We start from the raw sequence: 18828 nt of genomic DNA, 5'->3' as shown, positions 1-18828 counted from the left end.
GGGAAATGCCCGAGCGCCCCATGGCGGCCCAGTTCCGTGCTTCAAGGAGATAGTGCAATCGTGAGGCGGCTGGCTTCTATCCGATTTGCGCGTTTGTTCATGCCCCATTTTGGGGCGTGAACGCGTGGGCGTTGGCTACTTAGCGCGAGCGCAAGAGTGTGCAGCTGGGAAGCTCGCCGAACAGGCCGCGATAGGCCTCTGAGAAACGCCCCAAGTGCCAGAATGACCAGCGCATGGCGATTTCCGCCACGGTGGTTTCACCTGCCGAGGTGCGCAGCAAATCACGGCGTGCGAAGTTCAATCGGCGCAGTCGTTGCCATTGGCTGGGAGACACACCGGTAAAGGAGGTGAAGCTTTGCTGCAACTGACGCACAGACACCCCGGCGCCACTGGCCAGTTGCAGGGCATTGAAATGCTCTTGCGGGCAAGCCATGACCAGATCGAATACCCGCTGAATGAGCCGGCGGTCATGGGCCAGATGTTTTTGGCTTGCCCGATCCAGGGTCTGGCTCGGGCAGTCGAGGATATACAGGCAATCGTCGACCAGCTGTTGCGCCAGGCCCTCTTCGACCACCTGGGACGGTCCTGCGACCAGTTGTTGCAGCGTGCTGCTCAACCAGCGACCGAAGACCTGGCTTTGCTGGGAAACCAGCGGCGTCAGGAACAATCCATCAAGACTGCTCAAGTTCAGGCTATTGAGTTGTTTGAGGTACTGAGGACCAATCACGACGGCTACTTCTTTATAGTTTTCCGGCGTGATCCAGGTGTTTTGACTTTCCTCGTTGAGTAAATACAGCGAGCCATTGCGAGTATCGAAACTGAATACCAATGAATCAGCGGGCGCATGGAAATGCTGTTCTATCCGCGTATTCATGCGCTCTTCATACACCTCAACGCCACCCAGCTCCATGTGCACAACCTTGCCCTGGAAACAACCGGGTGACATTTGCTGGTAATGCTCCTGCCAACCGGCGATGACAAGTTGCTGATCCACATCCGCAGTGTCGTGGGATTGAATCTGCATGCTGTTTTCCTTCCTTGTATCCCCGCCCGGAGGCGCCGGACGAAGCCAGTAATAATTATTATCAGCGCACCCTATCAGCGTGTAAAAAACAGCGCAAACAGACTTGAAACCAGCGACATGCAGGCGTTCGTCAAATAGCAACGGGGGGCGCCGATTCAGCCATCGGGGCCTGGTTGGTGGGGCACCGGTTGAGGAGCATCTGCGCCTTCCCCTCTACAAAGGTGCTGGCATCAGGCCCAGTGGCGTGGGTCGTTCATGACTGCCTCATGCTCGGCAAACAGCTTGGGCAGCTCCACCTTGAGAAAGTCCACCCAGGTTCTGACCTTGGCATCGAGGAAACGCCGCGATGGATAGACTGCGTAGACATGCCGTTCACGTAGGCGATAGGCCGGCAGCACACGCAGTAACTTGCCTTCGCTGACCGGACGGGTCGCGGTATAGAAAGGCAGCAGGCTGATGCCCATGCCCGCTTCAGAGGCCTTGACCATAGACTCGGCGACATTGCTCTGGAAGGTCTTGCCGGGTACGAGGCTGTACCCGCCCCGCTCGTCATGGAATACCCATTCATCGTGGTACAACGGATCGAGCATGCGTAAGCAGCGATGCTCATTCAGGTCCACAGGCGCTCCCGGTACACCATGGCGTTGCAAGTATTGCGCGCAGGCGCAAGGCAGGCTGTAAATCTGCCCGATGACCTGTGCGACAAATTGCGAGTCGGCCAATTCCTGGGCAATCGAGATGACCACATCATGACCTTCTTCCAGCGGGTCCGGATTGCGCTGAGACAGGGTCAGCTCGAACACCACCTCAGGATGGAGCTCGCTATAACGGGCGATCAGCGGTGTGATCAGCACACCCAAACCGCTCAGGCTGTGCACCCGAAGCCGACCACTGGGGTTGAGATGGGCGTCGCGGGCTTCGGCGGTGGCTTCGTCCATTTCCTCGAGTATCTGCCGGCCACGCCGCAAAAAGCGCTCGCCGGCTTCGGTCAACCGCAGGCGCCGGGTGGTGCGTTGCAGCAGGCGCGCCTGCACATGCTGCTCCAGATCCGCCACCAACCGTGAAACTTGCGCGGTAGAGAAATCGAGTGCCTGCGCTGCTGCGGTAAAACTGCCGCTATCGACCACGCGGACGAATACCCGCAGGCTATTGAGCAGGTCCATATGCCCTCCGGGCGCACTGACTGTTGCGTTTCATGTAAGGCTGCATCAAGCAAACCCCTCTTTATCTACAACAGGCAAGGAATAGACTTCAGGCATCAGGATCACCAAGGAGAAAAATGAAATGAAAACGTTGATCAGTCTGTTTCTGGCAGTCATCGCCACCTCGGTCATGGCGGCCGGCGACGAACAAGTCCCTGCGACTCAGTACAACCCCGCGCAGCCACTCGATATCGCCAAGGTCATCTCGGTATCGCCCACTGCAAACGCCTGCGAAGTGGTGCCCGCGACCATGGTCTATGTCGATCACCAGGGTGAAACCCATCGCCTGGTTTACCAGGTCATGGGCGGCTGCTCGGGCAACTCTTGATCAAGCCCGGGCAGCGCTACTCATGCGACAAGCCGCGCCGCATGCAATGCCAGTTCATGCAGGCTGGCCAGCCGTTGCATGATGCGTTCGACCACCTCCACCCTGGCCACCGCACCCGTGCGCAGCTCGCCCATTGAGTGCAACGCGACCTCGGCCTTCTCCAGCCCCAACCGGGTTGAAACCGTCAGGTGCTCGATGCCTTGCCGCGCGTCCTCGGCGGACTTTTCCAGACCCGTAGCGATCTGCCTGATCTGAGCACTGGAGTCGGCGGCCTGGCGGGATAGATTGCGCACCTCGTCTGCCACCACCGCAAAACCTCGGCCATGGCTGCCGGCTCGTGCTGCCTCGATGGCGGCATTCAACGCCAGCAGATTGGTCTGTCGGGCGATGTCCTGAATGCTGCCGACAATGGAACCGATTCGTACCGACTGACTGCCCAGCTCGTCGAACACCTGATCCAGACGCTGCAAATAGAGGTTCAGATCACTGAGCACGCTCGCCGAAGATTGCATACTCTGCGCGCTGGACTTCACTCGCTCGCCCGCCGCCCGCGCCAACTGATCGGCGAAGCGCATGTCCTCCTCAGTCTGTAGCACCGCCTGGGTCAACTGCTCCAGGGTGGCCTGCACTTGTGCGCCCGGCCACACAGGTTCGGGCACCTGCGTCAGCGTCTGCACCACGGCCACTGGCGCACTGAGCACAGGCGGTTGCGGTTCGCGCTCCACGTCATCCTCGAGCACCACCACTGGCTGGCGGTGATAGAGCACGGCCCCGAGCAGCAACGCCAGATTTATCCCTGCGGCCAGCAACAGGCGCCCGCTATCGCCCCAGGCCAACACCACTGCACCTATGCCTGCTGCAGACAACAGCAACCCGGCCCAGACTTTTCGTGCCATATGAACCTCCATGCCGATCAACGCAGCGTCCAGGTGTAACTGAGGATCAGGCGGTTTTCGTCGATATCGCTGCGGTAGTTGGAGCGCGCCACGGCGTTGCGCACCCGCATCCCGAGCCCCTTCAAGGTTCCGCTCTGTACCACGTAGCCGAGATCGAGGTCGCGCTCGCGATCCTTGCCTTCGAAGCCCTTGCCGGTGTCGACGTTATTGCCTGTGATGTAACGCACTGTGCTAGTCAGACCGGGCAACCCCAAGGCCGCAAAATCGTAGTCGTAACGCACCTGCCAGGAACGCTCATCGGTGAAGGCGAACTCGTAGGTCGGTGCTTCGTTGCCCAGCGGCGAGACGTTGGCGAATACCCGTGGGAAGGCGCTATCGCCATACATCCCCTGATACCCGAGGTAGAAGGTATGGCCGCCGTGTCTGGCCGACAGCAAGGAGAAGAACGCCCGATTATCGATCGTGCCCAGCAGCTTTTTACCGTCTTCGCGGGCATCGTAGTAACCCAGATTGGCGCCCAGGGTCCAATCACCGAAAGGCTCGCTGTGTTTGAGGCCCAGGAAGCGCTGGCTGTAGATGTCCTCCAGTTGCCCATACCAGGCACTGACCGAGGTACGCTTGTTATTGAACGCGTAATCGGCGCCCGCATAATTGAAGCCATCACTGCTGACCTGGCGTTGCGGCAGATGACCGAGCATGGCCTGCAGTTTTTGCTCGCCAGCTTCGTTGCGCAGGCTGGTTGAGCTCAAATGACCGCCCTGCAGGGTCAGGCCATTGATCTCGCTGGAGGTGATGCTCGTGCCCTTGTAGCTGGGAGGCAGCAGACGGATATCGCTGAAGGCCAACACCGGGAGATTGGGTTGCAACTCGCCGACCCGCAGTTCGGTCTTAGAGTAACGCAGCTTCAGAGCAGCCTCCAGACGGCTGTAATCATTCGGCGCGCGACCATCGCCCTGCACCGGCAACAACCCGGTGTTGGCCCGGTCCGGGCTGCTGTCGAGCTTGAGGCCCAACAGCCCCATGGCATCCACGCCTACCCCGATCGGCCCTTGGGTATAACCCGATTTGAGGTTGAGGATAAAGCCTTGCGCCCACTCCTCGGCCTTCGACTGCTTGTTCGCCCCGACGATGTCGGAAAAGTCGCGGCTGAAGTAGTAATTGCGTGCCTGCAGGGTAGCGCTGGCATCCTCGACAAAGCCACCCTCGGCGGCCATCAGGCCGCTGGAAAAACTCAAGGCGACAGCCAGGGACAACACTGAACGAGTTGCTGGAAAAGTCTGTTTCATCGTTTTGCTCTTATTGTTATTGATCGACAGGTTGCAGTGCTCCACCCGCATCGGTTTCGATGTGGATGTCTTGGATCTCAGCGCGCCACCTCCTCCTGGCCGCGGGTTATCCGAGTAACGGAGTCGGGTCGCCGGGCACTCAGCAACAGGTGCGTGGACATGCCGAAAATCAGCCCCCAGAAGGCAGCGGACAAACCAAACAGGGACATACCCGATGCCGTGGTGAGCAAGGTCACCAGCGCCGCCTCGCGGTCATTCGGTACCGCCATGGCCCCCGCCAGTGCACCTGCGATTGCGGCGAACAACGCCAGCCCGGCCAAGGCTGCGATCAGCTCTTTGGGGAAGGCGGAAAACAGCGAGACCAGAGTGGCGCCGAAGATGCCCAGCAGCAGGTAGCAAAGGCCACCCACCACCCCGGCGACATAACGTTTGCCTGGGTCTTCGTGGGCCTCACGCCCTGTGCATATAGCGGCGGTAATCGCCGCCAGATTCAGACCATGGCAGCCAAAGGGGGCAAGAAGCGCAGTACCCAGCGCGCTGCTGGCGATGATCGGGCTGGCCGGCGTGGCATAACCGCTGGCACGCAGAACCGCCATGCCCGGCACGAATTGACCGGTCAGCGCCACCATCACCAGTGGCAAGGCGATATTCAGGGTCGCGCTCAGGCTGAAATGCGGTGTGATCCACACCGGTGTGGCCAGGCCGATCACCAGCGCCTCGCGATGCAAGTCACCCGCCAGCAAGGCGATGGAGCAACCGACCAGCAGTACCACCAACACCGCGTAACGCGGTATCACGCGCTTGCATACCAGGTAGGTGGCAAACATCGCCAGCACCAGTAGCGGCTTGCCTTGCAAGGACACGAACAACCCGGTACCGAAGCTGAACAGAATGCCGGCCAGCATCGCCGCCGCGATCGCCGCTGGCAGCTTGCTGATAATCCGGTCGAAGGCACCTGATACCCCCACCACAAAGATGATCAGACTGCTGATCAGGTAGGCGCCCACTGCCTCGTGCATGGAAATGCCCGGCAGCAGTGCCACCAGCAGCGCCGACCCGGGTGCCGACCAGGCGATGATCAGCGGTACGCGGTAACGCAGGCTCAGGCCGATGCCAAGCAATGCACTGCCAATGGAAATGGCCCACACCCAGGACGACAACACGTCACGTGGCAAATGGGCAGTCTCGGCCGCCTGAAAAATGATCACCAAAGGCCCGGCATAGGAAATCACCGTGGCGATAAACCCGGCGACCGCGGCGGACAGGGAAAAGTCGTGGAGCAACGCTTTCATGGGACCTCGCCGCAAGGCTCATCAGGCGATCCGTGGCACGCGGCCCGGATGCTCTTGTCAGGGGGAAATCGATTGATTCAGGAGCAACCGGGGAACACGGCGAACGCCATGCTCCCCTTCATCAGCCTCAGGCCCTGGCCGTAATCAGCGCGGACGCAACGCTGTTGGCACGGCGCCGGCTACTGATGGCGAACAAGGTCATGGCGATGGCGGCGATCGCCCCCGGCAAGGCAAAGGCCATGAAGTTAAGCTGCAACGGCAGGCTGATACCCAGCAGAGCGCCGCCCAACAGCGGACCGACGATGGCACCGTTGCGACCGATACCCGACGCCCAACCCAGCCCGGTGGAGCGAATGGCCATGGAGTAGAACTGTGCGGCACAGGCATACAGCAGGATTTGCGAACCGATGGTGGTGGCGCCGGCGATGGCGATCAGCAGGTAAAGTACCGGCGTCGGGCTCTTGAAGCCGAGCAAGGTGATTGACACTGCAGCGATGGTGAAGAACACCGCCAATACCCGTGGCAGATTGAGTTTGTCGCCCAACATCCCGCCGCCCACCGCGCCGAAGATTGCACCGAAGTTCAGCGCCAGCAGGAAAGACAGGCTCGAGCCCAGGCTGTAACCGGCGTTGGCCATCAGTTTGGGTAGCCAGGAACTCAGTGCGTAGACCATCAGCAGGCAGCAGAAAAAAGCCACCCAGAGCATCAGCGTGCGCAGTGCACGGCCTTCGCGAAACAATTGCAGGACGGGAGTGCCGGTGCCTTTCACTTCCGTCATGTGCAGACGGTCGCTGTCTTGCCAGGCATAGCCAGGATCCACGCGTTCGAGGATTTTGCGCGCCTCGTCATTGCGCCCCTGACGCAGCATGAAACCCACCGACTCGGGCAGGAAGTACATAATCAGCGGCAACAGCAGCAACGGCAGAACCGCCACATAAAACACCGCCTGCCAACCGAAGCTGGGGACCAACACGATGCCCAGGCCAGCGGAGAGCATGCCGCCCACCGAATAGCCGCTGAACATGATCGCCACCAGCGTGCTGCGGATTTTCTTCGGCGCGTATTCGTTCATCAGCGCCACCACGTTGGGCATCACGCCGCCAATGCCCAGACCGGCAATGAAACGGCAGATACCAAACTGCGTGGGGCTGCTGGCAAAACCATTGAGCACGGTAAAGCCGCTAAACAGGATGACGCACAGGGTGATGGTTTTCTTTCGCCCGATCTTGTCCGAGAGCGGCCCGAAAAACAGCGCACCGAACATCATGCCGAACAGCGCATAACTGCCCAGCGCCCCAGCCTCCAGCGGGCTCAACCCCCACTCTTTCATCAGCATGGGCAAGACAACGCCATAGATCACCAGGTCGTAGCCATCGAAGATGATGATCAGGGCACACCAGAACAACACCATCCAGTGGAAACGGTTGAAGCGCGCGTTGTCGATAACTTCATGTACGTCGATATTTCGCATGGCGTCTGTCTCTTGTTGTTATTTTTAGAACTGCATGGGTAAACCCCGAAACCCTCGTCGCCACCCACCACCGACAGGGTCACGCGGGTGATACAGCAGGCGTCATCCCCGGCACCTTGCTTGAGCATGTGCGGCAGTGCCGCGTGGCAGCTCCTCGATTGTTCTTGTTCAGGCCATGTGAGGTTATGAAGGCGAAGCGAGAGGCGATATCCGCTTTGTGCAGATCGCTATCCGTTTTGTGCAGGGGGGGTGAAATGCCAAGAACTTGGCCAGAGGGGAACACCGCTAGAGTCAGCGGAGCAATCGGCCGCGCGGCCGGGACTCGACGTTACTCACGCCTCTCTCGTGCGCATGCACCGCAAGAATCTCTACACCAAGCTGGAAATCAGCTCGCAGGCGGAGTTGTTTTCACTGTTCATCGACTGGTTGACGCAGAACCGGGAGACCCGAGTAGCCTGACGCCGAGCCGGCCATATCGGCACTCAACCTGGCGGGCCTGCCCCCTCCTCGGCGGTCATGCAGCACGTTGCGATGGCTTGCCTGCGTGCACTAACCCAGCAACTGACTCAACGCTGCGCGCAACTTTCCGGGTTTGACCGGTTTGTTCAACAGCGGTGCGCCGAGTTTTTGCAACGAGCGTCGACACTGATCACTGCGGTCAGCCGTGATGATGACGGCCGGGATAGGCCGGGCAAAATGTTCGCGCAGATGCTTGACCACCTCACAGCCGACGACGCCGTGATCCAGGTGAAAGTCCGCCAGAATCAGTTCCGGTGCCCGCCCTTGCAACGCCTGCAGTGCGCTGACCTCGTCGGTCGCCGTCACCACCTCACAGCCCCACTGCCCGAGCAGTGCGCTCATGCTTTCAAGGATGCTCAATTCGTTGTCCAGCACCAGCAAACGTCGGCCCGGCAAGGGGTTGCCTGTACCTGGCTGAGGCGCTGCCTGACTGATGGGCAGCGGCACTTCGCGGGAGATCGGCACGTCAATGCTGAACATCGAACCGCGTCCCGGCCGTGAGTGAACCTGGACCCGATAACCGAGGATTTTCGCGATGCGCTCGACGATGGCCAGACCCAGTCCCACCCCCTTGCGGTCGGCGGCGCGGCCGACATCCAGTTGGTTGAACTCAAGGAAAATTGAATCCAGCCGGTCGGCGGCGATACCGCGACCGGTGTCCCAGACTTCCAGGCGCAGGCAATTGCCCCGCCGTCTGGCGCCGAGCAGGATGCTGCCCCGATCGGTATAGCGGCAGGCGTTGCTGAGGAAGTTGCGCATGATCCGTGTCATCAGCCGCAGGTCGGTACGTACGGCAAAATCGCCAATGCGTACCCGCAGGTTCAAACCGGACGCCTCGGCGACTGACTGGAATTCCGAGACCAGCGGCGTGAGCAATTCATCGAGGCGGTAAAGCGCGATGTCCGGTTTGACCGCGGCCTGATCGAGTTTGGAGATATCCAACAGGTCCGTGAGCAAGTCTTCGGCCCCTTCCAGAGCCTGATGGGTGCGCTCGACCAACACCTGTTCGACGTCCGGCAAATCCCGCTCGCGCAAGGTCGAAATCAACAAGCGTGCGGCGTTCAGCGGTTGCAGCAAGTCATGGCTGGCGGCGGCCAGGTATTTGTCCTTGCTGCGATTGGCGGCCTGGGCGGCATCCCGGGCCTCGCGCAAGGCGTGTTCGATCTGTTCGCGCCGGGCGATCTGCTGTTGCAGATTGCGGTTGGCTTCCAGCAACTCGTCGGTGCGCGCCGCGACACGTTGCTCCAGTTCATCATTGAGTTGTTGCAGACGTTGCTGGGCCAGTTTGCGTTCGGTGATATCGGTGACAAAGCCTTCTACCAACCCATCCTGATCGGGTTTGAGCAGCAGGTTCATCAGCACATCGAGACAACTGCCATCCTTGCGCCGCAGCTGTGTTTCGTAACCAAGCAGGCTGCGCTGGCGTTGCAAGGTCTCGCCGATAGACTGCAATTGGGCGACACCGCCAATAAACAGATTGCCGGCCAGATCCTTCAGGGAAAACAACACTTCCTGTGGATCTTCGTAGCCGAGCATTCGTGCCAGTGCCGGGTTGGCAGCGCGCATCCCTTCTTGCAGGCTGGCCTGGAAAATACCGTGTACCGCATGCTCGAACAGCCATTTATAGCGATTGCGCTCGGTCTCCAGATCATCCAGACGCGCCGCCAGCTCCGGGTAATGGCTCTTGCGCGCCGAATGGCTGCCCAGCCCCAACAGCCCGGCCAGAGCACGCTGTTGTTCGTCAGAGGGCTTCGCCATAGACGACCTCGACATCACGCTGGCTCGACTCGCGCGGATTGGTAAGGATGCACGGGTCGTCCATGGCGTGCTGCGAGAGGAACGGAATGTCCGCCATGCTGACGCCGTGCAAGCCGAGGGTTTCATGGAAACCGATCGAGTGTTTGAGGGCGATCAGGTGTTCCACCAGTCGCCCACAAATCTGCCGGTGATTGAGGCCACGACAGTCGATACCGAAGGTCTCGGCAATCACCTTGAAGCGCTCCGGTGCCGAGCTGTAGTTGAACGCCACCACATGCTCGACCAGCACCGCGTTGCACAGCCCATGGGGCAGATCAAGAAAGCCGCCCAGGCTGTGGGACATGGCATGCACCGCACCGAGAATCGCATTGGAGAACGCCAGCCCGGCCTGCATGCTGCCAAGCATGATTTTTTCCCGCAGCGCGATGTCTGAGGGGTTGGCGATCATTTGCAGCAGATTGCCGTTGATCAGGCGCATCGCCTCCAGCGCATGAGGATCGGTCAACGGTCCGTGGCCCGTGGAAACGAAGGCTTCGATTGCGTGCACCAGGGCATCGATGCCGGTACAGGCAGACAGGAACGGGTCCATGCTCAGGGTGGTTTCCGGGTCGATCAATGACACGTCCGGCACCACCGCTTTGCTGACGATGGAGAACTTCATCCGCTCCTGCTGATTGGAAATGATCACGAATTGCGAGACGTCGGCCGAAGTACCGGCCGTGGTCGGGATCAAAATCAGCGGCGGGCTCGGCACCCGAATGGTGTCCACGCCTTCGAACTCAAGAATGCTGCGCCCGTGAGCGACAACGATACCGATGCCTTTGCCGCAGTCCATCGGGCTACCGCCGCCGACGGCGACGATCACATCGCAGTGGTTTTCCCGGTACATCTCGGCACCCAGCATGACCTCTTCCGCCCTGGGGTTGGGCGAGACCGCGCTGTACAAGCAGTAGTCGATACCTTGAGCCTGCAGGCTGGCTTCGATATCGGCGACCCAACCGGCGGCGATCACCCCGGGATCACTGACCACCAGGACCTTGCGTGCACCGAAGGTTTTTGCGTAGTTGCCGACGTTATGCCGGCAACCGGCACCAAAGATGATTTCAGGAGAAACGAATTTACGCAGCTGGCTGAGGTTCTGGCTCATGGAAAGCCTTTTTTATTGTTTTGAAGATAAACGCCAGCCTAAAGCATCTTGTTACGAATGCAATGAGACCAATGGGTAGCCTGTCATGCCGCTTTCGCGGGCAAACCCCAATGCCGGTGTAGGAGCGAACTTGCTCCGGGCGGCGTTCCGACGATGGACCTGAGTGCGACGCGTTTATCCAGAAAATCCGCGTTACCGTTAACGTCCATATCGCGAGCAAGCTCGCTCCTACAGGGATTACAGGTCGATATCCATCCCATCGAACGCCACTTCAATCCCGCGCCGCTCCAGCAGTGCGCGCTCGGCCGAGTCTTCGTCGAGGATCGGGTTGGTGTTGTTGATATGGATGAGAATCTTGCGCTGTTCGGGAAAACCCTCGAGCACCTCGAGCATTCCGCCGGGCCCGCTTTGCGGCAGATGCCCCATCTCGCTGCCGAGTTTGTCACCGACTTCACTGACGCGCATTTCATCGTCGCGCCAGAGGGTGCCGTCCACCAGCAGACAGTCGGCGCGGTGCATCCAGTCGAGCAAGTGGTCGTCGACTTGTCCAAGCCCCGGGGCGTAGAACAGGCTGCGACCGCTGCGCAGGTCTTCGATAAACAACCCGATGTTGTCGCCAGGTTGTGGATTGCCGCGATGGGGCGAATACGGTGGCGCGCTGCTGCGTAAGGCAATGGCCCGCAGTCGCAGGTGGCTACAGGCGGGAATGCTGAACGGTTCGCCGCTCAAGCCGATGGGCTGCCACTGCAGCCCGCCATTCCAGTGGCTCAGCATGGTGAACAATGGAAAACCGCTGCTCAGGTCCTGATGGACCATCTCGGTACACCAGACCTGATGCGGGCAGCCTTCGCGCAGGCTCAGCAAGCCGGTGCAATGGTCGATCTGGCTGTCCAGCAGGATCACCCCGGCAATCGCCGTATCACGCAACTGGCGGGCCGGTTGCAGCGGTGGGAATGATTCCAGCTGAACCCGAATGTCCGGCGAAGCGTTGCACACAATCCAGTCCACACCGTTATCGCTCAGGGCAATCGAAGACTGCGTACGCCGTTGCGCCCGCAGGCTGGCATTACGTACGCCTGCGCAATTGCGGCAGTTGCAGTTCCATTGCGGGAAACCACCGCCAGCGGCGGAGCCAAGAATCCGGATGTGCATAGGGCAGCGCTCCAATGTGCAGGCCCCGGCCAATGCAGGGATTGGCCGGGAAAACGATCAACGGCTGGCGAAATACATGGTCACTTCAAAGCCAATACGCAGATCGGTAAACGCGGGTTTAGTCCACATGGGTCAATCCTCTTCTTATGCCGGGCAATTCCGGTAGAGGCATTAATACACGGGCTGTGGCGCGACCGAATGCTACTTTCGAAGGAGGTTGCAGGGTGCATTGGTAGGGGGTGTTGGCGGGGGTGTCAGGCAGGGCCTCATCGCGGGCAAGCCTCGCTCCTACAGGATTGTGCAAATCCGTAGGAGCGAGGCTTGCCCGCGATGGGGTTGACGCGGTGTCCGCTAGATCAGAAGAACCCCAACGGGTTGATGTCGTAGCTGACCAGCAGGTTTTTGGTCTGCTGGTAATGGTCGAGCATCATCTTGTGGGTTTCACGACCGACACCGGACTTTTTATAGCCGCCGAACGCGGCGTGCGCCGGGTACAGGTGGTAGCAGTTGGTCCAGACACGCCCGGCCTTGATCGCCCGGCCCATGCGGTAGGCACGGTTGATGTCACGGGTCCAGAGACCGGCACCGAGACCGAACTCGCTGTCGTTGGCAATCGCCAGGGCTTCGGCTTCGTCCTTGAAGGTGGTCACGCCGACCACCGGACCGAAGATTTCTTCCTGGAACACACGCATTTTGTTGTGACCCTTGAGCAATGTCGGCTGGATGTAATAGCCGCTGGACAGGTCACCCTCAAGCCGCTCGGCAGCACCACCGGTGAGCAGTTCAGCACCCTCCTCCTGAGCGATTTTCAGATAGGACAGGATCTTGTCGTATTGCTGCTCGGACGCCTGGGCGCCGACCATGGTGTCGGTGTCCAGTGGATTGCCGCGCTTGATCTTGACGATTTTTTTCATCACCTCGGCCATGAACGGTTCGTAGATCGACTCCTGCACCAGCGCCCGCGACGGACAGGTGCAAACCTCGCCCTGATTGAAGAATGCCAACACCAGGCCTTCGGCGGCTTTTTCGATGAACTGCGGCTCGGCGTTCATGATGTCTTCGAAGAAAATGTTCGGCGACTTGCCGCCCAGCTCCACGGTGCTCGGAATGATGTTCTCGGCGGCGCAATGCATGATGTGCGCGCCCACCGGGGTGGAACCGGTGAAGGCGATCTTGGCGATGCGCTTGCTGGTGGCCAGGGCTTCACCGGCTTCGCGACCGAAGCCCTGAACGATGTTCAAGACGCCCGCCGGCAGTAAATCAGCGATCAGTTCAGCAAACACCATGATCGACAGTGGCGTCTGCTCGGCCGGTTTGAGCACCACGCAGTTACCGGCCGCCAGCGCCGGAGCGAGTTTCCAGGCGGCCATCAGCAGCGGGAAGTTCCACGGAATGATCTGCCCGACCACGCCCAGCGGTTCGTGGAAATGGTAGGCGGTGGTCAGTTCGTTGATCTCGGCGGCGCCGCCTTCCTGAGCACGGATGCAACCGGCGAAATAGCGGAAGTGATCGGCGGCCAGCGGCACGTCGGCGTTCAGGGTTTCGCGTACGGCCTTGCCGTTGTCCCAGGTTTCGGTGACCGCAAGGATCTCCAGATTCTGTTCGATGCGCTCGGCGATTTTCAACAGCACCAGGGAGCGGTCCTGAACCGAAGTCTTGCCCCAGGCATCGGCTGCGGCATGGGCAGCGTCCAGTGCCTTGTCGATATCGGCGGCGCTGGAGCGAGGGAACTCGGCAATCACTTCGCCCGTCACCGGGGAGGTGTTGGTGAAGTATTCGCCATTGACCGGTGCGACGAACTCACCGCCGATGAAGTTGCCGTAGCGTGGTTTGAAAGACACAACGGCGCCTGGTGTTCCGGGTTGAGCATAAATCATGGTGGGCCTCTATTTGGGTCGATGCCTGTCGGGCGGACAGGCGATGAATCGATGGTAGAGAGCCCCGCGTGCCGGACGAATGCGCCGTTGGCAGGGGGACTCTCGTTATTTGGTCGTAGTTTTCGTGTGTGTGTAGATCGTTCCCACGCTCTGCGTGGGAATGCAGCCCGGGACGCTCTGCGTCCCAAAAGCGGACGCAGAGCGTCCGTTGAGGCATTCCCACGCGGAGCGTGGGAACGATCATGGGCTTGCGTCCGATCAATGCTTGGCCACCACCAAGTCTTTCGGCAATTTGAAGGTCCAGAGCATGCCGCCCTGGTTGAAGTCTTTGACGCGCTTGGCCACTTCTCCACCCCACAACGGAACGGCGCCGCCCCAGCCGGAAAGCACCGAGATGTACTGTTCGCCGTCCATTTCCCAGGTGACGGGCGAGCCAAGCACGCCAGAACCGGTCTGGAATTCCCAGACTTTCTCGCCGGTTTTGGCGTTGAACGCTTGCAGGAAGCCCTCAGGCGTACCGGTAAAGACCAGGTTGCCCTTGGTGGTCAGCACCCCGCCCCAGAGCGGCGCGTAGTTCTTGTGACGCCAGACTTCCTTGCCGGTTTTCGGGTCGATGGCGCGCAATACGCCAATGTAGTCTTCGTTCAACGGCTTGATGGTGAAGCCGGCCCCGAGGAACGCCGCGCCTTTCTTGTAGGCGATACCTTCGTTCCAGATGTCCATGCCCCATTCATTGGACGGTACGTAGAACAGACCGGTGTCCTTGTTGTAGGCCATCGGCATCCAGTTCTTCGCCCCGAGGAAGGCCGGCGCGACGAACACTGAGCTGCCCTTGGCTTCGCTGCCCGGAGCGCCCGGACGGCTGGCCTCGTTGTAGACAGGTCGACCATCCTTGTCCAGGCCGCTGGCCCAGGTGATTTTGTCAACGAACGGGAAGCCGCGGATGAACTTGCCGTTGGTACGATCGAGCACGTAGAAGAAACCGTTACGGTCGGCCGTCGCCGCGGCTTTGATCTCTTTACCGCCTTCGGTGTAGTTGAAGGACACCAGTTCGTTGACGCCGTCATAGTCCCAGCCGTCGTGAGGGGTGCTCTGGAAGTGCCATTTGATGGTGCCGTCGTCCGGGTTAAGCGCCAGACGCGATGACGAATAGAGGTTGTCGCCAGGACGCAGGTGCGAGTTCCAGGGCGCCGGGTTGCCGGTGCCGAACAGCAGCAGGTTGGTTTCCGGATCGTAGTAGCCGCCCAGCCAAGGCGCGGCACCGCCGGTTTTCCAGAGATCGCCCGGCCAGGTCTTGCCCGCTTCACCGCCGGAAATGCCGCTCTCGATCGCTTTACCGTCCTTGTAGACGTAACCCATGTGGCCTTCTACAGTCGGCCGGGTCCAGAGCAAATCGCCATTTTTCGGGTCATAGGCCGAGATCTTGCCGACCACCCCGAACTCACCACCGGCCACCCCGGTAATCAGTTTACCGTTGATCACCAACGGCGCTGCGCTGATGGAGTAGCCTTCTTTATGGTCGGCGACTTGCTTGCTCCAGACCACCTTACCAGTGTTTTTATTCAGGGCCACGAGCTTGGCGTCGAGGGTGCCGAAAAACACCAGATCGCCGTACAGCGCGACACCTCGGTTGATCACGTCGCAGCAGGGGCGAATATCATCGGGCAGGCGCGCATCGTATTGCCAAAGCTTCTTGCCAGTGCGTGCATCCACCGCGAACACCCGCGAGTAAGAGCCGGTCATGTACATCACGCCGTCCTTGACCAATGGCTGCGCCTGCTGACCACGCTGTTTCTCGCCACCGAAGGAAAAGGCCCAGACCGGTCGCAACTCTTTCACGTTGTCGACGTTGAGGGTATCCAGCGGACTGTAGCGCTGGCCCTGGACACCCAGGCCGTTGGTGACGATCTGCTCCGGGTTTTTCGGGTCCTGGAGGATATCTTGATCGGTGACTGCGGCCAGGGCCGAGCCGGACAACAGCATAGCGCTGAGCAGCACGCTCAAGGCGAAGGGTTGGCGACGTGCGGGTTGGGTCATGACGGCTACCTCTGCGGTTTTTGTTGTACCCGGGAAATTTTCCCGGTCTGGTGCAGATTCTTGGTCGCCGCCGTCCTGCCAACAATTGCCCGCAGTGCGGAGTTTTCTAGTTCCTTGGTACAAGGAACGTGTAGGAGCCGAGCTTGCTCGCGATGGACGTTAACGATAACGCGTGTTTTCTGAATAAACGCGCCGCCCTTGAGTCAATCGCGAGCAAGCTCGCTCCTACAGGGGGGTGCATTACCGAGAGTTGTTATCCACCCGCTTCATCTGCCCACGCTCATAGCGCGGATACAAATGGCTGACGCTGCGGATCAGTTCATAGCGGCTCAGGCTGATACCCGCGAAGCGCTCGGGAATCGGGCTGCGGATCATCTCGCCCATTTCGCTGCCAGTGGCGGCACCCTCGCGCATCAACCGGTCGAGCCAGCCGAGGTAGTCGCGCATCTGCACGAAGGGTTTGTGGTCGGTGGCAATCGGGCCGTGGCCGGGCACGATCTGTTTCCACGGCAGGGCTTCGAGCTGATCGATATCCGCTTGCCACACTTCCAGTCCCGGGGAGTTAGGCGTGGTCAGGGCTCGCTCATAAAACACCAGATCACCGGCAAACAGCACACCGGTTTTCTCATCGAGGATCGCAAGATCGGCGCCGGTATGCCCGCGCAGCCCCAACAAACGCAACGGGTGACCACCGATGTTCAGGAGGCCGGGCGTTATCTCCTGGGTTGGCAACACCACCTCGGTGCCGCGCATCCAGTCGCCCACCAGTCGATACATGTTCTCGGCCATGGCATCGCCTTGCTGTCGCAACAATCCGGTAGTACCGGCCAGAGCACCGATGGGAATATCGCTGAACGCCTGGTTGCCCAGCACATGATCGGGATGATGGTGCGTCAACAAGACCTCAATCAGCGGTTTATCGGTGGTTGTGGCAATCGCTTTACGCAAGGCTTCGCCGTAGCGTTTCGACGGTCCTGTATCAATCACTACGACCCCGCGCTCAGTGACGATAAACGCGGTATTGACGATATTGCCGCCGTTGGCCTTGGCGAAATTGTCGGTGCTGCCTTCCAGCAGCCAGGTGTCCTCGGCGATCTGCCGGGGTTTGAGTTGATAGTCGAAGTCCGCCAGGGCTGGCAGGCTCAGACTCAGACATAACAGCAGCATCCAGCGCATGGCGCTCTCCTCTGATCAGGGAATCGCCGCATCGAATTCATTGCCGCTGTTATCGCGCAGCAACAGACGCGTCTGCCCTGCTCCTTCAATGTCAAAAGCCAGGTTCGGGTTCTCGCTGACCGCCGGGAACAGCTCAAGATTGGCCAGCACCTTGCCGCCGTCATCGCGCAACTCGGCATGATTAAGGAAGAACTCCGGAATCCCGCTGACCATGCCGTTATCCATCGGATGCGCTACCTGCACTCGCAGGCGACTGAACCCGCCGCGCGGATAACGCCCGCCAAGGACTTCGCCGATATGCTCCTCCCAGCCCGGCTGGGTGCGCACCACGCTGGGCGCCGTGCAGCCACCGCCAGCGGCGTCGATCAGGGTCGAGCCGACATGCCAGAGACCGTCGCGGGTCAGCACCGCCGCACGCAACGGCGTGGCCTGTTCGATACGGATGCGGATCGACAGCCAGGGCAACACCCGCTCCCCCGGCTGAAAATCGACGATTTTCGGCAACGGGTTGAGCTCGGCCCAGGCGAGAATCTTCACCACCTCACCCTTGAACACCCGGGCGTCAATTTCCAGCGGCACCTGCCGGGCATCCTCGGCGAACGGCGGCGCCAGCAGCTTGACCCGCTCATCGAACACGAACGGCGCATCGCCAAGCATCTGTTTGTGATAAAAGGCCCACATCACCGAAGGCACCGGATCCTTGCCCGAATCGACCTCGATGGCCTGCGCCGCCAATGGCAGCCAACAGGCCAACAGACAACTCGCTCGCCAGTTCATCGCCCGCTCCTATTGATACATCTGCGGTACTTCATAGCGCAGCCCGTACCCGGCATAGATCGCCTTGAGCGTACCGTCGCGGATCAGCCCTTCCAGCGCTTCTTCCACGGCATAGGCCAGTTGGCGATTGCTTTCATGCACCGCCATGCCAATCTCCCAGAGCTGTTTACCCATGTTCGGGTAGGCGTTTTGCGCCAGCGCCAATTGCGGGTCCTTTGCCAGATGCACCTGCCAGTCGATCTCGCCGCGCATTGCCATCACCGCATCCACCTCTGCGGCCTTCATTGCGGCAAAGGCTTGCGGCACGCCGGGGTAATGGTGGGTCCTGGCGCTGAGCATGCCGTTGAACACCGAGGTCAGGTAGAACGACGGCACACTGTCCACTTCGACGCCGATGGGGTGGTGTTCAAACACCGCGACGCTGCCCACCGAGTCGAGTCGGCGGCGGTCATACGCGACTTGCCAGGATTCGTTCTGGTAAGGGCCGAACATCACCACATGGCCGTTTTCCAGCTCGCCGAATTCATTGCGTTTTTGTGCGTAATCGCGGTCGTAAGGCACGCGCATCATCAAGTCAGCCAACTGCTGGTTGCGCAGCTGATTACCGCGCCAGATATAGTCGCGCAGGTCATCGTCGAGCTTCTCGCCTGCCGGTGCCCAAACCAACTCCAGGCGCACCCCGAGGGCTTTGGCCAACGCCTGCGCAAGCTCCACATCGACGCCCCGCGGCTGGCCGCCGTCTTCAAAGCTGTAGGGTGCGAAATCCTTGTAGACCGCAACCTTCAGCTCGCCCGCGGCGATCATCTGGTCGAAATTGCGCACCTGCGCCTGCACCGTCTGGCAGCACAGCAGCACAACGGTGAAAAACACAGTGAGCAGGCGCATG

The 18828-nt window shown here is 60.3% G+C and carries 15 protein-coding genes and 2 pseudogenes; 2 read left to right on the top strand and 15 right to left on the bottom strand.

What is annotated here, in order from left to right; genetic code table 11:
* Window positions 1-139: 139 nt before the first annotated feature.
* Both AC07UI_RS12725 and AC07UI_RS12720 read right to left on the bottom strand, forming a co-directional pair.
* Window positions 140-1024, bottom strand: a complete 885-nt coding sequence (locus tag AC07UI_RS12725; RefSeq protein ID WP_494992818.1) for a helix-turn-helix domain-containing protein — start codon at window positions 1022-1024, stop codon at window positions 140-142.
* Between the two features lie 230 nt (window positions 1025-1254).
* On the bottom strand, window positions 1255-2187 hold the full coding sequence (locus AC07UI_RS12720) for a LysR family transcriptional regulator (RefSeq protein ID WP_494992817.1): 933 nt from the start codon (window positions 2185-2187) through the stop codon (window positions 1255-1257).
* Window positions 2188-2308: 121 nt separating this feature from the next.
* On the opposite strand from AC07UI_RS12720, the gene AC07UI_RS12715 reads away from it, so the two are divergent.
* Entirely contained in the window at window positions 2309-2554 is a 246-nt protein-coding gene (locus AC07UI_RS12715) for a DUF2790 domain-containing protein (RefSeq protein WP_494992816.1), read from the top strand.
* A gap of 20 nt (window positions 2555-2574) precedes the next feature.
* On the opposite strand, the pseudogene AC07UI_RS12710 reads toward AC07UI_RS12715, so the two are convergent.
* The 4 genes and pseudogenes from AC07UI_RS12710 to AC07UI_RS12695 all read right to left on the bottom strand — a co-directional run.
* A pseudogene (locus tag AC07UI_RS12710) lies at window positions 2575-2952 on the bottom strand (methyl-accepting chemotaxis protein); the annotation flags it as partial.
* A 515-nt stretch (window positions 2953-3467) separates the two neighbouring features.
* A complete protein-coding gene (locus tag AC07UI_RS12705; RefSeq protein ID WP_494992815.1) occupies window positions 3468-4736 on the bottom strand; it encodes an OprD family porin in 1269 nt (422 codons plus the stop codon).
* Window positions 4737-4813: 77 nt separating this feature from the next.
* On the bottom strand, window positions 4814-6028 hold the full coding sequence (locus tag AC07UI_RS12700; RefSeq protein ID WP_494992814.1) for a benzoate/H(+) symporter BenE family transporter: 1215 nt from the start codon (window positions 6026-6028) through the stop codon (window positions 4814-4816).
* A 127-nt stretch (window positions 6029-6155) separates the two neighbouring features.
* The gene (locus AC07UI_RS12695; protein ID WP_494992813.1) at window positions 6156-7499 is read right to left on the bottom strand and encodes an aromatic acid/H+ symport family MFS transporter; all 1344 of its coding nucleotides are present in this window, start codon (window positions 7497-7499) and stop codon (window positions 6156-6158) included.
* Between the two features lie 345 nt (window positions 7500-7844).
* Between AC07UI_RS12695 and AC07UI_RS12690 the strand changes: the two are divergent.
* Window positions 7845-7958: pseudogene (locus AC07UI_RS12690) on the top strand (LuxR family transcriptional regulator); the annotation flags it as partial.
* A gap of 90 nt (window positions 7959-8048) precedes the next feature.
* Here the strand turns inward: AC07UI_RS12690 and AC07UI_RS12685 are convergent.
* The 9 genes from AC07UI_RS12685 to AC07UI_RS12645 form a co-directional block, all read right to left on the bottom strand.
* Window positions 8049-9776: a PAS domain-containing hybrid sensor histidine kinase/response regulator gene (locus tag AC07UI_RS12685; RefSeq protein WP_494992812.1), complete on the bottom strand. Its 1728-nt coding sequence runs from the start codon at window positions 9774-9776 to the stop codon at window positions 8049-8051.
* On the bottom strand, window positions 9760-10923 hold the full coding sequence (gene ercA / locus AC07UI_RS12680) for an alcohol dehydrogenase-like regulatory protein ErcA (RefSeq protein WP_494992811.1): 1164 nt from the start codon (window positions 10921-10923) through the stop codon (window positions 9760-9762). The genes AC07UI_RS12685 and ercA overlap by 17 nt, the downstream gene beginning before the upstream one ends.
* A gap of 237 nt (window positions 10924-11160) precedes the next feature.
* Window positions 11161-12075, bottom strand: a complete 915-nt coding sequence (gene pqqB, locus AC07UI_RS12675; RefSeq protein WP_494992810.1) for a pyrroloquinoline quinone biosynthesis protein PqqB — start codon at window positions 12073-12075, stop codon at window positions 11161-11163.
* Between the two features lie 57 nt (window positions 12076-12132).
* The gene (gene pqqA, locus AC07UI_RS12670; RefSeq protein WP_010209364.1) at window positions 12133-12204 is read right to left on the bottom strand and encodes a pyrroloquinoline quinone precursor peptide PqqA; all 72 of its coding nucleotides are present in this window, start codon (window positions 12202-12204) and stop codon (window positions 12133-12135) included.
* Between the two features lie 227 nt (window positions 12205-12431).
* A complete protein-coding gene (gene exaC, locus AC07UI_RS12665) occupies window positions 12432-13952 on the bottom strand; it encodes an acetaldehyde dehydrogenase ExaC (protein WP_494992809.1) in 1521 nt (506 codons plus the stop codon).
* 258 nt (window positions 13953-14210) lie between these two features.
* On the bottom strand, window positions 14211-15989 hold the full coding sequence (locus tag AC07UI_RS12660) for a PQQ-dependent methanol/ethanol family dehydrogenase (protein WP_494992808.1): 1779 nt from the start codon (window positions 15987-15989) through the stop codon (window positions 14211-14213).
* A gap of 240 nt (window positions 15990-16229) precedes the next feature.
* Window positions 16230-17165 (bottom strand): quinoprotein relay system zinc metallohydrolase 1, encoded by a 936-nt coding sequence (locus tag AC07UI_RS12655; protein WP_494992807.1) that lies wholly within the window; start codon window positions 17163-17165, stop codon window positions 16230-16232.
* Between the two features lie 15 nt (window positions 17166-17180).
* Window positions 17181-17942: a quinoprotein dehydrogenase-associated SoxYZ-like carrier gene (locus AC07UI_RS12650; protein WP_494992806.1), complete on the bottom strand. Its 762-nt coding sequence runs from the start codon at window positions 17940-17942 to the stop codon at window positions 17181-17183.
* Window positions 17943-17951: 9 nt separating this feature from the next.
* Complete coding sequence (locus tag AC07UI_RS12645; RefSeq protein ID WP_494992805.1) at window positions 17952-18827, bottom strand: substrate-binding periplasmic protein; 876 nt, start codon at window positions 18825-18827, stop codon at window positions 17952-17954.
* Window position 18828 lies beyond the last annotated feature (1 nt).

This window comes from Pseudomonas sp. GW821-FHT04C07, assembly GCF_059420325.1.
The sequence above is the reverse complement of the archived record's forward strand: the minus strand, read 5'-3'. Positions and strand labels throughout refer to the sequence as shown.